Here is an 18,411-nt window from a genome sequence, read left to right on the forward strand (position 1 = left end):
AAGGCCCCGGGGCGCAAATGAAACGATCCGCTTTTTTCATCTCCGATGGCACCGGCATCACCGCCGAAACCCTTGGCCAGAGCCTGCTAGCGCAATTTGAAAACATTACATTCAACAAGTTCACGCGCCCCTATATCGACAGCGTCGAGAAGGCGCGGGCCATGGTGCAGCAAATCAACAAGGCCGCCGAGAAGGACGAAGCCCGCCCGATCATCTTCGACACCATCGTCAATCAGGACATCCGCGAGATTCTCGCGACCTCCGACGGCTTCATGATCGACATCTTCTCGACCTTTCTCGCCCCGCTGGAGCTGGAGCTTAGTTCACACTCGTCCTACTCGGTGGGGAAATCCCACTCCATCGGGCACAACTCCAACTACATGGAGCGGATCGAGGCGGTGAACTTCGCGCTGGACAACGACGACGGCGCCAGAACCCATTATTACGACAAGGCCGACATCATTCTGGTGGGCGTGTCACGCTGCGGCAAAACCCCGACCTGCCTGTACATGGCCATGCAATTCGGTATCCGCGCGGCCAATTACCCGCTGACCGAAGACGACATGGAGCGCCTGCAGTTGCCTGCTGCGCTGAAGCTGCACCGGGACAAGCTGTTCGGCCTGACCATCGACCCCGACCGCCTCACCGCCATCCGCCACGAACGCAAACCCAACAGCCGCTACGCCAGCTACGCCCAGTGCGAGTTCGAGGTGCGCGAAGTCGAGGGCCTGTTCCGCCGCGAAAACATCCCGCACATCAACTCCACGCATTTTTCGGTCGAGGAAATCTCGGCGAAGGTTTTGGTGGAGAAAGGCGTCGAGCGGCGGTTTAAGTAGCTGAGCAGCGGCAAGTTTGAAGCTACAAGCTGCAAGTTGACGGAGTCAGGCCTTGCCGTTCGGTCAGAAGCTGTCACCCGGCACGCGCACCCAACCTTCCATCAATACCCGTGCGCTGCGGCTCATGATGGCTTTTTTGACTTGCCATTCGCCGTCGACCAGCACCGCTTCAGCGCCTACGCGCAGGGTTCCGGAGGGGTGGCCGAAGCGCACGGCGCTGCGTTCGCCGCCGCCCGCTGCCAGGTTGACCAACGTCCCCGGAATCGCTGCCGCCGTGCCAATGGCCACTGCCGCGGTGCCCATCATGGCGTGGTGCAGCTTGCCCATGGACATGGCGCGGACCAGCAAATCAGTATCTTCGGGTGTGACGCGCTTGCCGCTGGAAGACAGGTATTCAGCGGGCGCGGCCACGAACGCCACTTTGGGCGTGTGCTGACGCGTCGCTGCCTCCTCGACAGTGCCGATCAGCCCCATGCGCACGGCCCCATAGGCGCGGATCGTTTCGAACATGCTCAGGGCTTTCGGGTCGCTGTTGATCGCGTCCTGTAACTCGCTGCCCTTATAGCCGATGTCAGCGGCGTTGACGAAGATGGTCGGGATGCCGGCATTGATCATCGTCGCCTTGAACGTCCCTACACCCGGCACCTCAAGCTCATCCACGAGATTGCCGGTTGGGAACATCGAGCCGCCAGCGCCCTCCTCGTCCGCGGCCGGGTCCATGAACTCCAGCTGCACTTCCGCCGCCGGGAAGGTCACGCCGTCGAGCTCGAAATCGCCGGTTTCCTGCACCGCGCCGTCGGTCATCGGCACGTGGGCGATGATGGTTTTGCCGATATTGGCCTGCCAGATGCGCACCACCGCCACGCCGTTGCGGGGGATGCGCGACGGGTCAACCAGACCGTTGCTGATGGCGAACGGGCCGACCGCCGCCGACAGGTTGCCGCAATTACCGCTCCAGTCGACGAAAGGCGTGTCGATGGCGACCTGACCAAACAGGTAATCGACGTCGTGATCGGCTTTCTCGCTCTTCGACAGAATGACCGTTTTGCTGGTGCTCGACGTCGCGCCGCCCATGCCATCGATCTGCTTGGCGTAGGGGTCGGGGCTGCCGATCACCCGCAGTAACAAGGCGTCACGGGCAGCGCCGGGGGTTTGCGCGGCTTCGGGCAGATCGTCCCGGAGGAAAAACACGCCCTTGCTGGTGCCACCGCGCATGTAGGTCGCGGGAATCTTGATCTGTGCTGTGGAAGCCATGAACTGTTCCTTCTTGTCCTTTCTTATATAGAGAGCAGAGCGCGCGTCGGCTCAGGCGACGGCCGAGGATTCGAGGAAGTCCTGGGCGAAGCGTTGCAATACGCCCCCGGCTTCGTAGATCAACACCTCTTCCCCCGTGTCGAGGCGGCAGGTCACCGGCACCTCAACGCGCTCGCCGTTCCTGCGCTGGATGATCAGCGTCAGCGTGGCACCCGGCGTGCGCGCGCCGATCACGTCGTAGATTTCACTGCCATCGATGCCCAGGGTCAGGCGATTGGTGCCCGGCTTGAACTCCAGCGGCAGCACGCCCATGCCCACCAGATTGGTGCGGTGGATGCGCTCGAAGCCTTCGGCGACGATGACTTCGACACCCGCCAGGCGCACGCCCTTGGCGGCCCAGTCCCGGGACGAACCCTGGCCGTAATCGGCGCCGGCAATGATGATCAGCGGCTGCTTGCGCGCCATGTAGGTTTCGATGGCCTCCCACATCCGCGTGACCTGGCCTTCCGGCTCGATCCGCGCGTAGGAACCCTGCTTGACCTTGCCGTTCTCCACCACCATTTCATTGAACAGTTTGGGGTTGGCAAACGTGGCGCGTTGGGCTGTGAGATGGTCGCCGCGATGGGTGGCGTAGGAGTTGAAGTCCTCTTCCGGCAGGCCCATTTTGTCCAGGTATTCGCCGGCCGCGCTGTCGAGCATGATTGCGTTGGACGGCGACAGGTGATCGGTGGTGATGTTGTCCGGCAACACCGCCAGCGGACGCATGCCCTTGAGGGTTCTCTCCCCGGCCAGGGCGCCTTCCCAGTACGGCGGTCGGCGAATATAGGTGCTCATCGGGCGCCAGTCGTACAGCGGCGCGACTTTCGGCCCGGTATCTTCGTGGATGGCGAACATCGGGATGTACACCTGACGGAACTGCTCCGGCTTGACCGAGGCCTTCACCACCTGATCGATCTCGGCGTCACTCGGCCAGAGGTCTTTCAGGCGGATTTCTTCGCCGTTCGGGCCAAGACCCAGCACATCTTTCTCGATATCGAAGCGGATCGTTCCGGCGATGGCGTAGGCCACCACCAGCGGCGGCGAGGCAAGAAAGGCCTGTTTGGCGTAAGGGTGAATGCGCCCGTCAAAGTTGCGGTTGCCCGACAGCACCGCCGCGGCGTACAGGTCGCGGTCGATGATTTCCTGCTGGATCACGGGGTCCAGCGCGCCGGACATGCCGTTGCAGGTGGTGCAGGCGAACGCGACGATGCCGAAACCCAGTTGCTCCAGCTCGCCGGTCAGCCCCGCTTCGTCGAGGTACAGCGCGACGGTTTTCGATCCGGGCGCGAGGGACGACTTGACCCAGGGTTTGCGCGTCAGACCCAGGCGATTGGCGTTGCGCGCCAGCAAACCTGCGGCGATGACGTTGCGCGGGTTGCTGGTGTTGGTGCAACTGGTGATGGCGGCAATGATCACCGCGCCGTCCGGCATTTCGCCCGGGGTTTCCTCCCACGGCGCTGCAATGCCTTTGGCGGCGAGATCAGAAGTGGCTACACGTGCGTGTGGGTTGGACGGCCCGGCCATGTTGCGCACGACGCTGGACAAGTCGAAACGCAGCACGCGCTCATATTCGGCCGTGACCAGGCTGTCGGCCCACAGCCCGGTATGGCGGGCGAAGGTCTCGACCAACTGCACTTGCTGGTCTTCGCGACCGGTCAGTCTGAGGTAGTCGATCGTCTGCTGATCGATGCTGAACATGGCGGCGGTCGCGCCGTATTCGGGGGCCATGTTCGAGATGGTCGCACGGTCGCCGAGGGTCAGCGCGCGGGCCCCTTCGCCGTAGAACTCAAGGTACGCGCCAACGACCTTTTGCTGACGCAGGTATTCGGTGAGCGCCAGCACCACGTCGGTGGCGGTAATGCCCGGCTGCGGACGGCCTGACAGTTCGACGCCGATGATGTCCGGCAGGCGCATCCACGAGGCGCGGCCGAGCATGACGTTCTCGGCTTCAAGGCCGCCGACACCAATGGCGACGACGCCCAGCGCATCCACGTGAGGCGTATGGCTGTCAGTGCCGACCAGCGTATCCGGGAAGGCGACGCCATTCAGCGTCTGGATCACCGGCGACATCCGCTCCAGATTGATCTGATGCATGATGCCGTTGCCCGGCGGGATCACTTCGACGTTCTTGAACGCCTGCTTGGTCCAGTTGATGAAGTGGAAGCGGTCTTCGTTGCGACGGTCTTCAATCGCCCGGTTCTTGCTGAACGCGTCCGGGTCGTAGCCACCGCATTCGACGGCCAGCGAGTGGTCGACGATCAACTGCACGGGCACCACGGGATTGACCTGCGCGGGGTCGCCGCCCATGTCGGCAATGGCATCGCGCAAGCCGGCGAGGTCCACCAGCGCGGTCTGACCGAGGATGTCGTGGCAGACCACGCGCGCCGGAAACCACGGAAAGTCGAGGTCGCGCTTGCGTTCGATCAATTGCGTGAGCGAGGCCGTCAGCGTCGTCGGATGGCAACGGCGCACCAGGTTTTCAGCGAGCACGCGGGAGGTGTACGGCAGCGTGGCGTAGGCGCCGGGCTTGATCGCATCGACCGCCGCGCGGGCGTCGAAGTAATCCAGCGCAGTGCCGGGCAGGGCTTTGCGGTATTCAGTGTTCATCGTCAGGACTCGATCACGGAAAAGTTACGGGTGGAGAGCCCCGTGGAACTCTCCTTTCCCCATCAGCGCTGTTCGATGGGCACGAATTTGCGCTGTTCGACGCCGATGTATTCGGCGCTCGGTCGGATAATGCGGTTGTTGACGCGCTGTTCGAACACGTGGGAGGCCCAGCCGGTCAGGCGCGAGCAGACGAAGATCGGGGTGAACAGCTTGGTCGGGATGCCCATGAAGTGGTACGCCGAGGCGTGATAGAAGTCGGCGTTGGGGAACAGCTTCTTCTGCTCCCACATGGTCTTGTCGATGGCTTCGGAGACCGGGAACAACACCGTGTCGCCCACCTCCTCCGCGAGCTTTTTCGACCAGCCCTTGATCACCTCGTTACGCGGGTCGTTGTCCTTATAGATCGCGTGACCGAAGCCCATGATCTTGTCCTTGCGTTCGAGCATCGCCAAGGTGCCCTGGGTGGCTTCTTCGGCCGACGAGAACTTCTGGATCATCTCCATCGCCGCTTCATTGGCGCCGCCGTGCAAAGGCCCGCGCAACGTGCCAATGGCTGCGGTGATGCAGGAAAACAGATCGGACAGGGTCGACGCGCAGACCCGGGCGGTGAAGGTCGAGGCGTTGAATTCGTGCTCGGCGTAGAGAATCAGCGACACGTCCATGACCTTGCGGTGCAGTTCGCTCGGCGCCTTGTCCCGCAACAGCTTCAGGAAGTGCCCGGCGATGGACACCTCGTCAGTGACGCAATCGATGCGCTTGCCGTCATGGCTGAAGCGGTACCAGTAGCACATGATCGCCGGGAACGCGGCGAGCAGGCGGTCGGTGGAATCGAGCTGTTGGGCGAAACCGGCTTCGGGCTCGAGATTGCCGAGCATCGAGCAGCCGGTGCGCATGACGTCCATGGGGTGGGTGTCGGCGGGAATGCGCTCGAGCACTTCTTTCAGCGCCTGGGGCAGGTCACGCAGGCCCTGAAGTTTCTTCAGGTAACCGTCGAGCTGCGCCTGGGTTGGCAGTTCGCCGTACAGCAGCAGGTACGCGACTTCTTCGAATCGGGCGTCGGCGGCGAGTTCACGCACGTCATAGCCGCGGTAGGTCAATCCGGCGCCGGCCTGGCCGACGGTGGACAACGCGGTCTGTCCGGCTACCTGGCCTCGCAGGCCTGCGCCGCTCAATACTTTTGCTTCAGCCATTGCTGTCTCCAGTCTTGTAGTTGTGTGGGAATCGGCAATTCATTTGCGGCTTTTCTACGATTTCTTCTGCGCAAACAGGGCATCGAGCTTCTGCTCGAATGCGTGGTAGTCGATGCGCTCGTACAACTCCATGCGCGTCTGCATGGTGTCGACGACGTTCTTCTGGGTGCCGTCGCGACGAATCGCGGTGTAAACGTTTTCCGCCGCCTTGTTCATCGCCCGGAACGCCGACAGCGGGTACAGCACCAGCGCCACTTCAGCGGACTTCAGCTCGTCGGTGGTGAACAGCGGCGTCGAGCCGAATTCGGTGATGTTGGCGAGGATCGGCGCCTTCACCCGGGAGGCAAACAGCTTGTACATCTCAAGCTCGGTGATCGCTTCCGGGAAAACCATGTCCGCGCCCGCTTCGATGCACGCAGCGGCGCGGTCCAGAGCAGACTCCAGCCCTTCCACCGCCAGCGCATCGGTGCGCGCCATGATCACGAAACTGTCGTCGGTTCGCGCATCAACCGCCGCCTTGATGCGGTCGACCATCTCCTGCTGCGAGACGATTTCCTTGCCGGGCCGGTGACCGCAGCGCTTGGCGCCAACCTGGTCCTCGATGTGCATCGCCGCCGCGCCGAACTTGATCATCGACTTCACCGTGCGCGCCACGTTGAACGCCGAGGCACCGAAGCCGGTGTCGACGTCCACCAACAGCGGCAGGTCGCAGACGTCGGTGATGCGGCGCACGTCGGTGAGCACATCGTCCAGACCGGTAATGCCGAGGTCCGGCACGCCCAGCGAACCCGCCGCGACACCGCCGCCGGACAGGTAAATGGCCTTGAAGCCGGCCCGTTGCGCCAGCAGCGCGTGGTTGGCGTTGATCGTGCCGACCACTTGCAGCGGATGCTCGCTGGCAACGGCGTCACGGAAGCGTTGGCCGGGAGTGGTTCTTGTGGTCATTGTTCACCTCGGGCAGGGGCAGCGTGGAAGTGCTGCTCAATATTGCGTTTGGATGCGGCAATGTGGCGGCGCATCAACAGCTCGGCCAGCTCGCCGTCACGGTCGGCGATGGCGTCGAGAATACGGTGGTGCTCGGCGAACGCCTGGCGCGGGCGGTTGGGCGTTGTCGAGAACTGAATGCGGTACATGCGCACCAGTTGATAGAGGTCATCGCAGAGCATCTGGGTCAGCGTGCTGTTGCGCGCGCCCTGGATGATCCGGTAATGAAAGTCGAAATCGCCTTCCTGCTGGTAATAGCCGACGCCGGCCTGGAAGGCGCTGTCGCACTCGTGGGTTTCCAGCACGCGGCGCAGGTCGTCGACTTCTTCAACCGTCATGCGCTCTGCGGCGAGTCGACAGGCCATGCCTTCGAGGGATTCGCGGATTTCATACAGCTCGACCAGTTCGGCATGGCTCAGGGAAACCACGCGAGCGCCGACGTGGGGCACGCGGACCAACAGGCGCTGGCCTTCGAGCCGGTGAATGGCCTCGCGCAACGGCCCTCGGCTGATGCCGTAAGTGCGCGCCAGTTCGGGCTCGGAGATCTTGCTGCCGGGGGCGATATCGCCCTTGACGATAGCCGCCTGAATACGGCGGAACACGTTCTCGGACAGGGTCTCGGCATCCACCGGAGAGGCAGGCAGAATTTCTGCGGCATCCAACATTGTTGACACCTGCTGATTTAATGCCAGCAAATCTAGCGAAAGATGCCAGATTCGTCAAAGCAAAACGAGCGATTGTCGACAATCATCTAATAGCGACACATTTTGACGAAAAGTCCGACAGCCCGTATCCGCGCCGCCCTTCGCTGGTGCCATAAAAGCTTCATGCTAGAATGCCGGCCGCCTCAAAACGCCCACGCGGGCAGCAGGCGGCTTTCGCAGGAGCGGCACCCTTGGTCAAACCAAAACCACTTTTCGACGTCAAAGCAGCTTCTTCACTTTTCATCGCGCCTGGACTTATGAGCCGCCACCCTCTTCTCTTCCTCTTATCGCTGTACCTGCCAGGCCTCTTTCTGCCCGGGTTTTTTCTCCCCAGCCTGGCCCTGGCCGCTGAAAAGACGGTGTATGGCCTGAACGAATATGCCGAGCTGGCCGACATCGACCTGCAGGTCGCGGCCAAACTGGACACCGGCGCCAAAACCGCCTCCCTGAGCGCCCGCGACATCAAGCGCTTCAAGCGCAATGGCGATTCCTGGGTGCGTTTTTACCTGGCCATCGACGACGCCCACGAACACCCCATCGAACGCCCCCTCGCCCGGGTCAGCAAGATCAAGCGCCGCGCAGGTGACATCGACGCCGATGACGACAAGAAATACACCGCACGCCCGGTCATCAGCCTGGATGTCTGCATGGGCGAGGCGCTGCGCACCATAGAAGTGAACTTGACCGACCGCAGCGCATTCCAATACCCGCTTTTGATTGGCTCCGAAGCCCTCAAGCACTTCGATGCGCTGGTCGATCCAAGCCTGAAATACGCAGCGGGCAAGCCTGCCTGCGTCAATGCTCCAACCGCAGAGTAACGACATGCGCTCTCTTACCCTCCATCTGAAGATCCTGATCGCGACCCTCGTCACGCTGGGCATCGCGATCACGGCTTATCAGATATTGGTACTCGGCATTCCGGTGACCGAAGATGAAACCGACGACCTGTGGAACATCGACGCCAAGGTCGAGTTCGTCGCCAACCCCAAGGACACGGTCAAGGTGCAGATGTACGTGCCGCCGCTGTCCCGCGATTACATCAGCCTTAATGAAAGCTTCATCTCCAACAACTATGGCGTGAACGTCAACCGCGCCGACGGCAACCGCAAGGTCACCTGGTCCGCGCGCCGGGCCACCGGCAATCAGACGTTGTACTACCGACTGGTATTGACCAAGCGCTACAGCGGCGAGAAAGCCAAGATCAAGGGGCCGATCTTCCGCGACAGCATCGTCGTCGAAGGGCCGGAAAAAATCGCTGCCGACGCCCTGCTTGCGCCGATCCGGCAGCATTCCGCCGACGTCGAAACCTTCGTCAGCGAAGCCATCAAGCGGGTCAACAATCTGAGCGACGACAACGTCAAGCTGCTGCTGGCCGGCGATACGTCGGTGGCGAACAAGGCGCGCATCACCGAAACCCTTTTGTCCATCGCCCACGTGCCGGTGGAGAAAGCCCACACCATCCGTTTGGTCGCCGATCAGCCGCAGTCGCCGGAACTGTGGCTGCGCAGCTTCAATGGCAAGGACTGGCTGTATTTCAATCCGGAAACCGGTGAAGCGGGCCTGCCCCAGGACCGCCTGCTGTGGTGGGTCGGCAACGACAACCTGATCTCCGTCGAGGGTGGCAAGAAGGCCACGGTCAATTTCAGCCTGAACAACAGCGAGATGAACGCGATTCGTCTGGCCAAGCTGACCGACGAAAGCACCGACGCCGACTTCCTCGAGTACTCGCTCTACAGCTTGCCGCTGCAAACCCAGCAGACCTTCATGATCATGGTGATGATCCCGATCGGCGTGCTGGTGATCCTGATCCTGCGCAACCTCGTAGGCCTGCAAACCCTGGGCACCTTCACCCCGGTGCTGATCGCGCTGGCGTTCCGCGAGACCCAACTGGGCTTTGGCATCGTGTTATTCACCATCATCACGGCACTGGGCCTGTCCCTGCGCTCGTACCTGGAACACCTCAAGCTGCAAATGCTGCCGAGGCTGTCGGTGGTGCTGACCTTCGTGGTGGTGTTGATTGCCGCCATCAGCCTGTTTAGCCACAAACTGGGCCTTGAGCGCGGGCTGTCGGTGGCGCTGTTCCCGATGGTGATTCTGACCATGACCATCGAACGCCTGTCGATCACCTGGGAAGAGCGCGGCGGCGGGCACGCGATGAAAGTCGCCATCGGCACGCTGTTCGCGGCGTCTCTGGCGCACATCATCATGAGCATTCCGGAGTTCATCTACTTCGTGTTCACCTTCCCGGCGATCCTGCTGATCCTGGTGGGTTTCATGCTGGCGATGGGGCGTTATCGCGGTTATCGGCTGACCGAGCTGATTCGCTTCAAGGCCTTCCTCAAGGAAGATGCCGAGCGGGAACACCATCAATGATCGGCTGGTGGAAAACCTGGAAGGCACTGGAAGCCAAGGGGATCATGGGCATCAACCGGCGTAACGCCGACTACGTGCTCAAGTACAACAAGCGCAGCCTCTACCCGATCGTCGATGACAAGATCATCACCAAGGAGCGGGCCATCGCGGCGGGCATTCATGTGCCCGAGCTGTACGGGGTCATTTCCACCGAAAAGGAAATCGACAAGCTTGACGGGATCATCGGCGGGCGCAGCGACTTTGTCATCAAGCCAGCCAAAGGCGCGGGTGGCGACGGCATTCTGGTCATCGCCGACCGTTTCGAAGAGCGCTTCCGCACGGTGTCCGGGCGCATCATCAGCCACGACGAAATCGAGCACCAGATTTCCAGCATCCTCACCGGGCTGTATTCCTTGGGCGGCCATCGCGACCGCGCGCTGATCGAATACCGGGTCACGCCCGATCAGATTTTCAAGAGCATCAGTTACGAAGGCGTTCCGGACATCCGCGTGATCGTTCTGATGGGCTATCCGGTGATGGCCATGCTGCGGCTGCCGACCCGACAGTCCGGCGGCAAGGCCAACCTGCACCAGGGCGCCATCGGTGTCGGCGTCGATCTGGCGACCGGCCTGACGCTGCGCGGCACCTGGCTGAACAACATCATCAGCAAGCACCCCGACACCACCAATGCGGTGGATGGCGTGCAACTGCCGAACTGGGACGGTTTCATGAAGCTCGCAGCCGAGTGCTACGAGCTGTGCGGGCTGGGTTATATCGGCGTCGACATGGTGCTGGACCAGGATCGCGGGCCGTTGATTCTGGAGCTGAATGCCCGGCCGGGGCTCAACATCCAGATCGCCAATGACTGCGGCCTTACCCACCGCACGGTTGCCGTGGAGAAGCGGCTGGAAGAGCTGGCGGCGGAAGGTCTACACGAAAACCCGGAAGAGCGGGTCAAGTTTGCTCAGGGGTTGTTTGGGCACGTTTGAGCGTCTGTCTGTTGATCACGATGTTCAGTGTTCCTCTGACACATTGATGCCGCTCACACCGGCCCCTTCCCGGCTGAAGCCGGTCCCACTAAATACCGCGTGCCGTCAGTGGGACGGGCTGAAACTCGGACTGTGGGACCGGCTTTAGCCGGGAAGACGTCGGGCGTCACACCGCAAAACCCAAGCCGAAACTCGCCACCCATAAACCCCCTGCTAAATGAAGATTCACCCCATGCGGCATTGCGTCCCTAGAGAAGCCTTGCCTATCGCTGTATAGTTTTTTACATACCGAAACAGTGAGTAACAGATGTCCCCTGCCAAGCTCTATTCCCCTCTGTTGCTCAGCCTGTTGGCATTGATCCTGACGGCTGTCTGCGCGCTGTTATTGGGCCGCTATCAAATTTCAATCCACGATCTCTGCTCGTTCGTTGCGACGATGCTGGGCCTCAGCGACATGCCCGCCCCGCGCTACGACCTGCTCCACGCCCTGATCATCGAGGCGCGCCTGCCCCGGGTGATCGCGGCGATACTCGTGGGCGCCGGGCTATCGGTCTCAGGCGCGGCGTATCAGGGCGTGTTCCGCAATCCGCTGGTGTCGCCGGGCCTGCTGGGCGTGTTGAGCGGCTGTGCGTTCGGTGCTGCGCTGGGAATCATCTGGCACCTGCCGCCTCTGGCCATTGCGCTGGTGGCGTGCGTGACCGGGCTCATCGCCGTAGCGGTTGGTCTGGGCATCGCGCACATGTTTCAGACCCCCTCGATCCTGCTGTTGGTGCTCGGCGGCATTGTCGCGAACGCCCTCTTCACTTCCTTGCTGTCCATTGCTCAATACATGGCCGATCCGCTGGATCAGTTGCCGAGCATCGTCTATTGGCTGCTCGGCAGCCTCAGTGCCGTGGACGTGCAGGCGCTGTGGATCATCGGCCCGATTCTGGCCGTGGCCATCGTGATGCTGTGCCTGACCGGCCGCGCCATCGACGCGCTGTCACTGAGTGATGACGAAGCCCTGAGCCTGGGCGTGCCGGTCGAGCAGATTCGTGGCAGCCTGATTGTCCTCACCACGCTGATCTGCGCGCTCACGGTGAGTCTGGCCGGGATGGTCGGCTGGATCGGCCTGTTAATTCCGCACCTGGCGCGGTTGCTGGTCGGCCCCGGCAATACGCGCCTGCTCCCCCTCAGCGCCTGCCTGGGCGGGATCTTCCTGCTGGGGGCCGACGGCATCGCTCGCAGCGTGTCGGCGGGAGAAATCCCCCTCGGCATCATTACCGAGTTGTTCGGCGCGATCGCCTTTGTGCTGGTGCTGCATCGCGTGCGCAAGGGTTGGCTATGAAGCGCTTGCAGGCCCGCGGACTGACCTATCGGATCGGCGAGCGCTTGATCCTCGATAACGTCTCGATGGACATTGCCGCCGGCGACAACATTGCCCTGCTGGGGGCCAACGGTGCCGGAAAAAGCACGTTGATGAGGCTGCTGCTGGGGTTGCTGACGCCGCACTCCGGCGAGGTGCTGATCGACGGCCAACCGATGCGCTTAATGAAACGTCGCGCCGTGGCCCGGCAGATTGCCTACGTGCCGCAGAGCCACGTCCCGAGCTTTCCGTTCAGCGTCGCCCACATCGTCGGGCAGGGGCGATTGCCCACTGTGGGTCTGGGCCATGCGCCGAGCCGCGACGACAAGGCCTCTGTGCAGCAGGCCCTGAACGACCTGGGCATTCATCACTTGAGTGAACGGCCGTACACCGAACTGTCCGGTGGCGAGCGCCAGTTGGTGCTGATCGCCCGGGCCATGGTTCAGCGCGCCAATATCATCATTCTCGACGAGCCGGTCACCGGTCTCGATTACGGCCATCAGTTGCGCCTGCTGGCCTTGCTCAAGCGCCTTGCCGCTCAGGGCATCAGCATTCTGTCCAGCACCCATCGCCCTGAACACGCCCTTGCCTCGGCCAACCGAGTGCTGGTGCTGCACGAAGGCCGACTCATTGCCGACGGCTCCCCCCACGACGTCATCGACAGCGCCCTCATGGCGCGTCTTTATCAGGTCGCCGTCGAGCAGATCGACACCAACGGCCACCGCTTTTTTATTCCTGCCGAGTGATTTCATGACCCGATCTTTCTCATCGCGCCTGGCGTTCGCGCCCCTTCTGTTCGGCGGCTTTGCCCAGGTCAGCCTGGCGCAAGAAATGACCCTGGCACCGCTGGACATCAGCGCCGAACAGTCGATTGCCGATCAGGCGCGGGAGAAGTCGGCGACCCTCGGCCCCATGGGTGAGCGCAGGCTGCTGGACACGCCCTACTCCATCAGCGTGCTGTCCTCCGACCTGATCGACAGCCAACAGCTCAAGAGCTTCAAAGACATCATTCGCTACATGCCCTCCGTACAGGCCGACGGCGCCCGGCCGCAAACCCGGGGCCTGCAGGGCAGCGTGGTGCAGAACAGCCGGCTGGACGGCCTCAACGTGGTCTCGACCACCGATTACCCGGCCGAGCAACTGGGCGGCGTCGAAGTGCTGAGCGGCCTGTCGGGTTCGCTGTATGGCCCGGCGAATCCGGCCGGCACCTTCAACCTGCTGTCGAAACGCCCGACGGATTTCACCCGCAATCGGGTGACGGTCGGCGTGGGCACCGGTCTGACCTGGCTCAAGGCCGCTGACCTGAGCGGCCCGTTCGACCCGGACGGCAAGATCAAATACCGCCTGAACGTCGCCGACGAGCAAGGCCACAGTTATGCCCCCGGCAGCACCTTGCGCCGGCAGCTGGTCAGCCTCGCCACGGATTTTCAGATCAGTGACGACAGCTTCATCGAAACCAACTTCAGCCACTACAGCTATCTATCCAAGGGCCTGCCCGGCAAGTTCGCCGTCGCCTCGGGCGTGACACTGCCCCACGCGCCGGACCCGACCCGCAGCAACCTCGGGCAGAATTATTCCGGCGACAACAACACCACGGACACCGCCAGCGCGCATTTCAAGCACGACTTCGACGGCAACTGGAAACTCGACATTGGCGCACTGCGGCAGATCGCCGACCGCGAATCCACCGCAGTGACGAACACGCTGATCAACAACGCGGGCACCTATCGCAGCTCGGTGGCGAGCGCCACTGCAAGCCGCTTCACCATCAACAGCTATCTGGCCAACCTCAATGGCAGCGTCTACACCGGCGGCATTCGCCACGACCTGACCGTCGGCGTCACCGGTTTTGACTGGGACAACTACAACCCCGTGGCGGGCGGAACGACAACCTTGGGCAGCGCGTCATTGAGCAACCCGGTCGCCTTCGACGAGCCGGACTTCCCCGACTTCACAGACCGATACCACTCGGCCAACGCCCGCCAGCGCTCATTCGTGCTGGGCGACACCCTGACCTTCACACCGAAATGGAGCCTGATGGTCAGCGGCAGCCAGAGCCGCCTGACCGCCGACAATTATTCTCAAGCGGGCATCCACACGTCATCCCGGGACTCGGGCATCAGCACGGCAAGCAGCGTCATGTACAAGCCGGTGGACGACCTGACGCTGTACCTGACCTACGCCGACAGCCTGCAACAGGGCGACAGCGCCGCGGCCGGCAGCAGCAACGCCGGGGCGATCCTGTCGCCGTATCGCAGCCGCATGTGGGAGCTGGGCGGCAAATGGGTCGCGCGCGGGGTCAACCTGTCGCTGGCGGCGTTTCAGATCAAACGTCCCTTTGCCTACACCCAGCCCGATAACGTCTATGCCGTGGCGGGTGATCAGCGCAATCGCGGGGTGGAATTCCTCGCCGACGGTGACCTGACTCAAAATCTCAAGATGTTCGGCGGCATCACTTGGCTGGACCCGAAGCTGCTGTCCACCGGCAACGACAGCACGGAAGACACCCGGATCGTCGGGCTATCACGGATGACGGCCAGTCTGCTGACCGAATACCGCATCGACAAGGTGCCGGGCCTCGCGGTCAACCTCAACGCCCGTTACGCCAGCGCCCGGCCCACCGACGACAGCAACGATCACTGGGTCGGCAGCTACACAACCTTCGACGCCGGCGCCAGCTACAGCACCCGGTTGATGAAGCGCGACACGGTCTACCGCCTCGAAGTCACCAACCTGGCCAACGAGCGCTACTGGACCAACATCGTCCCCGGCGGGCTGAACGGCTACACCGGTGCCGGGCAAACCAGCGCGACACCGGCCGCGCCGCGCATGGTGCAGGCGTCGATTCAGGTGGACCTGTGAGCAAGGGGCGGGTCGGCGTGCGCGGTTTGTTGAGCGTCGTGATGCTCGCCGGTCTGAGTGCCAGCGCCTTCGCTGCCCCGAACGATGCCGGCCAGAACATTCAGGCCAGCCCGCTGAAATCCAGACAGGTGCAGGACGATGGCGGCCAATCAGTCAGCATTCCCACCAAACCCGCGCGCATCGCTGACGCCTGGTACGCCCATCAGGTGCTGCTGATGACGCTGGGCGCCGGCTCGCGCATTGTCGCGACGGTCAACCATCCCGCAAGCCAGCCGTGGATGTTCAAGGCCCTTCCGTCGCTCAACCAGGCCACGGCCATCCAGGGCACGGCGTTCAATGCCGAGACCTTGCTCGCTGAGCACGTCGATCTGGTGTTCACCGCCCTTGGTGATCGACAGGCCATCGCCTATCGACAGCTCGGCCTGCCGGTCATGCAGATGGGCTACACCGACCTGGCCGGGCTTAAACGCTCGATGCTCAACACCGCTCAAGCCCTTGGCGGCACAGAACCCGGCGTTCGGGCCATTGCTTACAACGGGTTTCTGGATCAGCAATTGGCAGCAGTCAATCGCGTGGTCGAAGGTATCCCGGCGGAGCAGCGGCCCAAAGTGCTGCACATCGCCTCGGTCAATCCGTTGAAGGTGGACGGCGCCGATACGCTGATCGACGACTGGATCGAGATCGCCGGAGGCCGCAATGCCGCGACGGGGCTCAAAGGCAATATGCAGATTGTCTCGGCTGAGCAGTTGCTGGCGTGGCAGCCGGATGTGCTGATCCTCGCGGCGGCCGCGGGTGATTTGAATCAGGCAGCGCAACCGCAGTTGCTGAACCAGCTTGATGCCGTGCGCAACGGGCGCGTCCTGCGCAACCCGGCCGGGGTGTTCCCGTGGGACCGTTACGGCACCGAGGTGGCGCTTCAGGTGGCCTGGGCTGCGCAGCAGTTGCATCCGGCGTTGTTTCCTGACGTCGACATGGCGGCACAGACGATGGACTTTTACCGGCGCTTTTTCGATTACTCGCTGACGCCGGAGGATGCCCAACGAATTTTGCACGGCGAGCCGCCAGCGACTGCGCCTTCCCCCTAGGACTCGCCCTTGGGGAAGACTACAATCGCCGTCCTCGCGCACTGACTGATCCACGCCTCGCATGCCAACTTGCTCCGTACACCCGCTGCCCTATCACGCCGACCCCAGCGGCTACTTCGCCCGCGTGCGCCTTGCCCCGGGTGCCGTGCTGCTGGACAGCGGTCGCCCGACGGCGGACCGTGGACGCTTCGATCTGCTCAGCGCCTGGCCGCTGGAAACCCTGCAGCCGGTGGCGGACGAATCCGGCCCGGCCTTTCTTCATCGCCTGCGTGAATCACTGGCCCGCCTCGGCGAAGCCGACCTGGCCGAGCACTGCGCGCTGCCGTTCGCCGGTGGATTGATCGGCTATCTGGCGTACGACTTCGGCCGCCTGTTCGAACCCCTGCCCGATCAGGCCATTGACGACTTGCACCTGCCCTCCGCGCGGTTGGGGCTCTACCCCTGGGCGCTGATCAGCGATCACCATGAGCACACCAGCCAGTTGGTGTTTCATCCTGCCCTTGATCAGGCCGAACGCCAGCGCCTGATCGCGCTGTTCGAGCAACCGGTGGCGCAACCGGACGCATCGTTCGAGCTGACCGCGCCCTTTGCGACGGACATCGATGCCGAGCAGTACCGGCAGGCCATCGAGCGGATTCACGCCTACATCCAGGCCGGTGACTGCTACCAAGTCAATTTCGCCCAGCGTTTTCGCGCGCAGTACCTCGGTGACCCGTGGGCGGCGTATCAGGCGCTGCGGGTGGCCTGTCCCACGCCGTTCGCCGGGTATCTGGCCCTGCCGGAGGGCGATGCGGTGTTGAGCCTGTCGCCAGAGCGGTTCGTCAAAGTCAGTCAGCGTCAGGTCGAGACCCGGCCGATCAAAGGCACGCGGCCGCGCGGGCGGGATGCCGATGAGGACGTGGCGTTTGCTCAAGAGCTGCTAACGAGTGCGAAAGACCGCGCCGAGAACCTGATGATCGTTGACCTGCTGCGCAACGATCTGGGGCGAACCTGCCGGATCGGTTCAGTGAAGGTGCCGGAGCTGTTCAGCCTGGAGAGCTATCCCAACGTGCATCACCTGGTCAGCGCCGTCACCGGCGAACTGGCCGATGGCAAAGACGCGCTGGACCTGATTGGCGGCAGCTTTCCCGGCGGCTCGATCACGGGCGCGCCGAAGATCCGCTCCATGCAGATCATTGACGAACTGGAGCCGACTCGCCGGGCGCTGTATTGCGGCTCCTTGATGTACCTGGACGTGCGTGGCGAGATGGACAGCTCCATCGCGATCCGCAGTTTGCTGGCAAAAGACGGCCAGATGGCGTGCTGGGGCGGCGGCGGGATCGTCGCTGATTCGCAGTGGGAAGCGGAATATCAGGAGACCTTTACCAAAGTGCGGGTGTTGATGGAGACGCTTGAGGGGTTGTGAGCGGGGCGGCGGGTGCGGATGGACCGACTCTCGATTGCGCAGATACCGCGCCGTTGGGCGGCGAACACGGTCCATGTGGGAGTGAGCTTGCTCACGAAGAAGTCGGTACATCCGCTAAATTTTTACCGGCAGGAATGCAGTCTTCGCGAGCAAGCTCGCTCCCACAGGATCGCGGGCCGCCTCAGGATTTCGGCCCGTTCGTGGGACTTGTGGGAGTGAGCTTGCTCACGAAGACGCCAACACAGCCAGCCACTTTCTCCGGGAAATGACAGTAAGCATTCGCGAGCAAGCTCGCTCCCACAGGATCGTGGATCGCCTCAGGATTTCGGCCGGTTCGCTGGACCTGTGGGAGTGAGCTTGCTCACGACGAGGCCAGTACAGCCAGCCACTTTCTCCGGGGAATGACAGTAAGCATTCGCGAGCAAGCTCGCTCCCACAGGATCGTGGGTCGCCTCAGGATTCCGGCCCGTTCGTGGGACTTGTGGGAGTGAGCTTGCTCACGAAGGCGCCAGGACAGCCAGCCACTTTCTCCGGGAAATGACAGTAAGCATTCGCGAGCAAGCTCGCTCCTACAGAATCGTGGGTCGCCTCAGGATTTCGGCCGGTTCGCTGGACCTGTGGGAGTGAGCTTGCTCACGAAGACGCCAGGACATCCAGCCACTTTCTCCGGGAAATGACAGTAAGCCTTCGCGAGCAAGCTCGCTTGTATGGTTAGACTTGAAGGGGTGGTGGGACGAACAGTTCGCATCTGACTGCTGC

At 62.6% G+C, this 18,411-nt stretch carries 14 protein-coding genes; 9 read left to right on the plus strand and 5 right to left on the minus strand.

What is annotated here, in order from left to right; translation table 11 throughout:
• The first annotated feature begins 17 nt into the window (after positions 1-17).
• A complete protein-coding gene (gene ppsR / locus AC07VF_RS13095; RefSeq protein ID WP_074887131.1) occupies positions 18-836 on the plus strand; it encodes a posphoenolpyruvate synthetase regulatory kinase/phosphorylase PpsR in 819 nt (272 codons plus the stop codon).
• 63 nt (positions 837-899) lie between these two features.
• Here ppsR and prpF read toward each other — a convergent pair whose 3' ends face one another.
• The 5 genes from prpF to AC07VF_RS13120 form a co-directional block, all read right to left on the minus strand.
• Positions 900-2,090 (minus strand): 2-methylaconitate cis-trans isomerase PrpF, encoded by a 1,191-nt coding sequence (gene prpF / locus AC07VF_RS13100; RefSeq protein WP_495009579.1) that lies wholly within the window; start codon positions 2,088-2,090, stop codon positions 900-902.
• 51 nt (positions 2,091-2,141) lie between these two features.
• Entirely contained in the window at positions 2,142-4,736 is a 2,595-nt protein-coding gene (gene acnD, locus AC07VF_RS13105; protein WP_495009578.1) for a Fe/S-dependent 2-methylisocitrate dehydratase AcnD, read from the minus strand.
• A 62-nt stretch (positions 4,737-4,798) separates the two neighbouring features.
• Positions 4,799-5,926, minus strand: coding sequence for a bifunctional 2-methylcitrate synthase/citrate synthase (prpC, locus tag AC07VF_RS13110; RefSeq protein WP_282371832.1), 1,128 nt, complete (start codon positions 5,924-5,926; stop codon positions 4,799-4,801).
• 54 nt (positions 5,927-5,980) lie between these two features.
• On the minus strand, positions 5,981-6,871 hold the full coding sequence (gene prpB / locus AC07VF_RS13115) for a methylisocitrate lyase (RefSeq protein ID WP_282371831.1): 891 nt from the start codon (positions 6,869-6,871) through the stop codon (positions 5,981-5,983).
• Positions 6,868-7,575 (minus strand): GntR family transcriptional regulator, encoded by a 708-nt coding sequence (locus AC07VF_RS13120; protein ID WP_282371830.1) that lies wholly within the window; start codon positions 7,573-7,575, stop codon positions 6,868-6,870. The genes prpB and AC07VF_RS13120 overlap by 4 nt, the downstream gene beginning before the upstream one ends.
• A gap of 296 nt (positions 7,576-7,871) precedes the next feature.
• Here AC07VF_RS13120 and rloA point away from each other — a divergent pair, with 296 nt between their 5' ends.
• The 8 genes from rloA to pabB all read left to right on the plus strand — a co-directional run bounded on the left by rloA (position 7,872) and on the right by pabB (position 17,652).
• Positions 7,872-8,432, plus strand: a complete 561-nt coding sequence (gene rloA, locus AC07VF_RS13125; RefSeq protein WP_346627768.1) for a retropepsin-like aspartic peptidase RloA — start codon at positions 7,872-7,874, stop codon at positions 8,430-8,432.
• A gap of 4 nt (positions 8,433-8,436) precedes the next feature.
• Positions 8,437-9,987, plus strand: coding sequence for an osmotic stress tolerance membrane protein RloB (gene rloB, locus AC07VF_RS13130; protein ID WP_495009577.1), 1,551 nt, complete (start codon positions 8,437-8,439; stop codon positions 9,985-9,987).
• On the plus strand, positions 9,987-10,955 hold the full coding sequence (locus AC07VF_RS13135) for an alpha-L-glutamate ligase-like protein (protein WP_495009619.1): 969 nt from the start codon (positions 9,987-9,989) through the stop codon (positions 10,953-10,955). The genes rloB and AC07VF_RS13135 overlap by 1 nt, the downstream gene beginning before the upstream one ends.
• A 307-nt stretch (positions 10,956-11,262) precedes the next feature.
• Positions 11,263-12,282: a FecCD family ABC transporter permease gene (locus tag AC07VF_RS13140; protein WP_495009576.1), complete on the plus strand. Its 1,020-nt coding sequence runs from the start codon at positions 11,263-11,265 to the stop codon at positions 12,280-12,282.
• Positions 12,279-13,046 (plus strand): ABC transporter ATP-binding protein, encoded by a 768-nt coding sequence (locus AC07VF_RS13145; RefSeq protein ID WP_495009575.1) that lies wholly within the window; start codon positions 12,279-12,281, stop codon positions 13,044-13,046. The genes AC07VF_RS13140 and AC07VF_RS13145 overlap by 4 nt, the downstream gene beginning before the upstream one ends.
• A gap of 4 nt (positions 13,047-13,050) precedes the next feature.
• Positions 13,051-15,162 (plus strand): TonB-dependent receptor, encoded by a 2,112-nt coding sequence (locus AC07VF_RS13150; protein ID WP_495009574.1) that lies wholly within the window; start codon positions 13,051-13,053, stop codon positions 15,160-15,162.
• On the plus strand, positions 15,159-16,247 hold the full coding sequence (locus AC07VF_RS13155; protein ID WP_495009573.1) for an ABC transporter substrate-binding protein: 1,089 nt from the start codon (positions 15,159-15,161) through the stop codon (positions 16,245-16,247). Before AC07VF_RS13150 ends, AC07VF_RS13155 begins: the two co-directional genes overlap by 4 nt.
• 61 nt (positions 16,248-16,308) lie before the next feature.
• The gene (gene pabB, locus AC07VF_RS13160; protein WP_495009572.1) at positions 16,309-17,652 is read left to right on the plus strand and encodes an aminodeoxychorismate synthase component I; all 1,344 of its coding nucleotides are present in this window, start codon (positions 16,309-16,311) and stop codon (positions 17,650-17,652) included.
• Positions 17,653-18,411 lie beyond the last annotated feature (759 nt).

The sequence above is a fragment of the Pseudomonas sp. GW821-FHT02H06 genome, assembly GCF_059421525.1.

What these genes read in the sequence shown, in the direction of transcription:
- ppsR (WP_074887131.1), top strand. Translation starts at nt 18, where the DNA reads ATGAAACGATCCGCTTTTTTCATCTCCGATGGCACCGGCATCACCGCC.
- prpF (WP_495009579.1), bottom strand. Translation starts at nt 2,090, where the DNA reads ATGGCTTCCACAGCACAGATCAAGATTCCCGCGACCTACATGCGCGGT.
- acnD (WP_495009578.1), bottom strand. Translation starts at nt 4,736, where the DNA reads ATGAACACTGAATACCGCAAAGCCCTGCCCGGCACTGCGCTGGATTAC.
- prpC (WP_282371832.1), bottom strand. Translation starts at nt 5,926, where the DNA reads ATGGCTGAAGCAAAAGTATTGAGCGGCGCAGGCCTGCGAGGCCAGGTA.
- prpB (WP_282371831.1), bottom strand. Translation starts at nt 6,871, where the DNA reads ATGACCACAAGAACCACTCCCGGCCAACGCTTCCGTGACGCCGTTGCC.
- AC07VF_RS13120 (WP_282371830.1), bottom strand. Translation starts at nt 7,575, where the DNA reads ATGTTGGATGCCGCAGAAATTCTGCCTGCCTCTCCGGTGGATGCCGAG.
- rloA (WP_346627768.1), top strand. Translation starts at nt 7,872, where the DNA reads ATGAGCCGCCACCCTCTTCTCTTCCTCTTATCGCTGTACCTGCCAGGC.
- rloB (WP_495009577.1), top strand. Translation starts at nt 8,437, where the DNA reads ATGCGCTCTCTTACCCTCCATCTGAAGATCCTGATCGCGACCCTCGTC.
- AC07VF_RS13140 (WP_495009576.1), top strand. Translation starts at nt 11,263, where the DNA reads ATGTCCCCTGCCAAGCTCTATTCCCCTCTGTTGCTCAGCCTGTTGGCA.
- AC07VF_RS13145 (WP_495009575.1), top strand. Translation starts at nt 12,279, where the DNA reads ATGAAGCGCTTGCAGGCCCGCGGACTGACCTATCGGATCGGCGAGCGC.
- AC07VF_RS13150 (WP_495009574.1), top strand. Translation starts at nt 13,051, where the DNA reads ATGACCCGATCTTTCTCATCGCGCCTGGCGTTCGCGCCCCTTCTGTTC.
- pabB (WP_495009572.1), top strand. Translation starts at nt 16,309, where the DNA reads ATGCCAACTTGCTCCGTACACCCGCTGCCCTATCACGCCGACCCCAGC.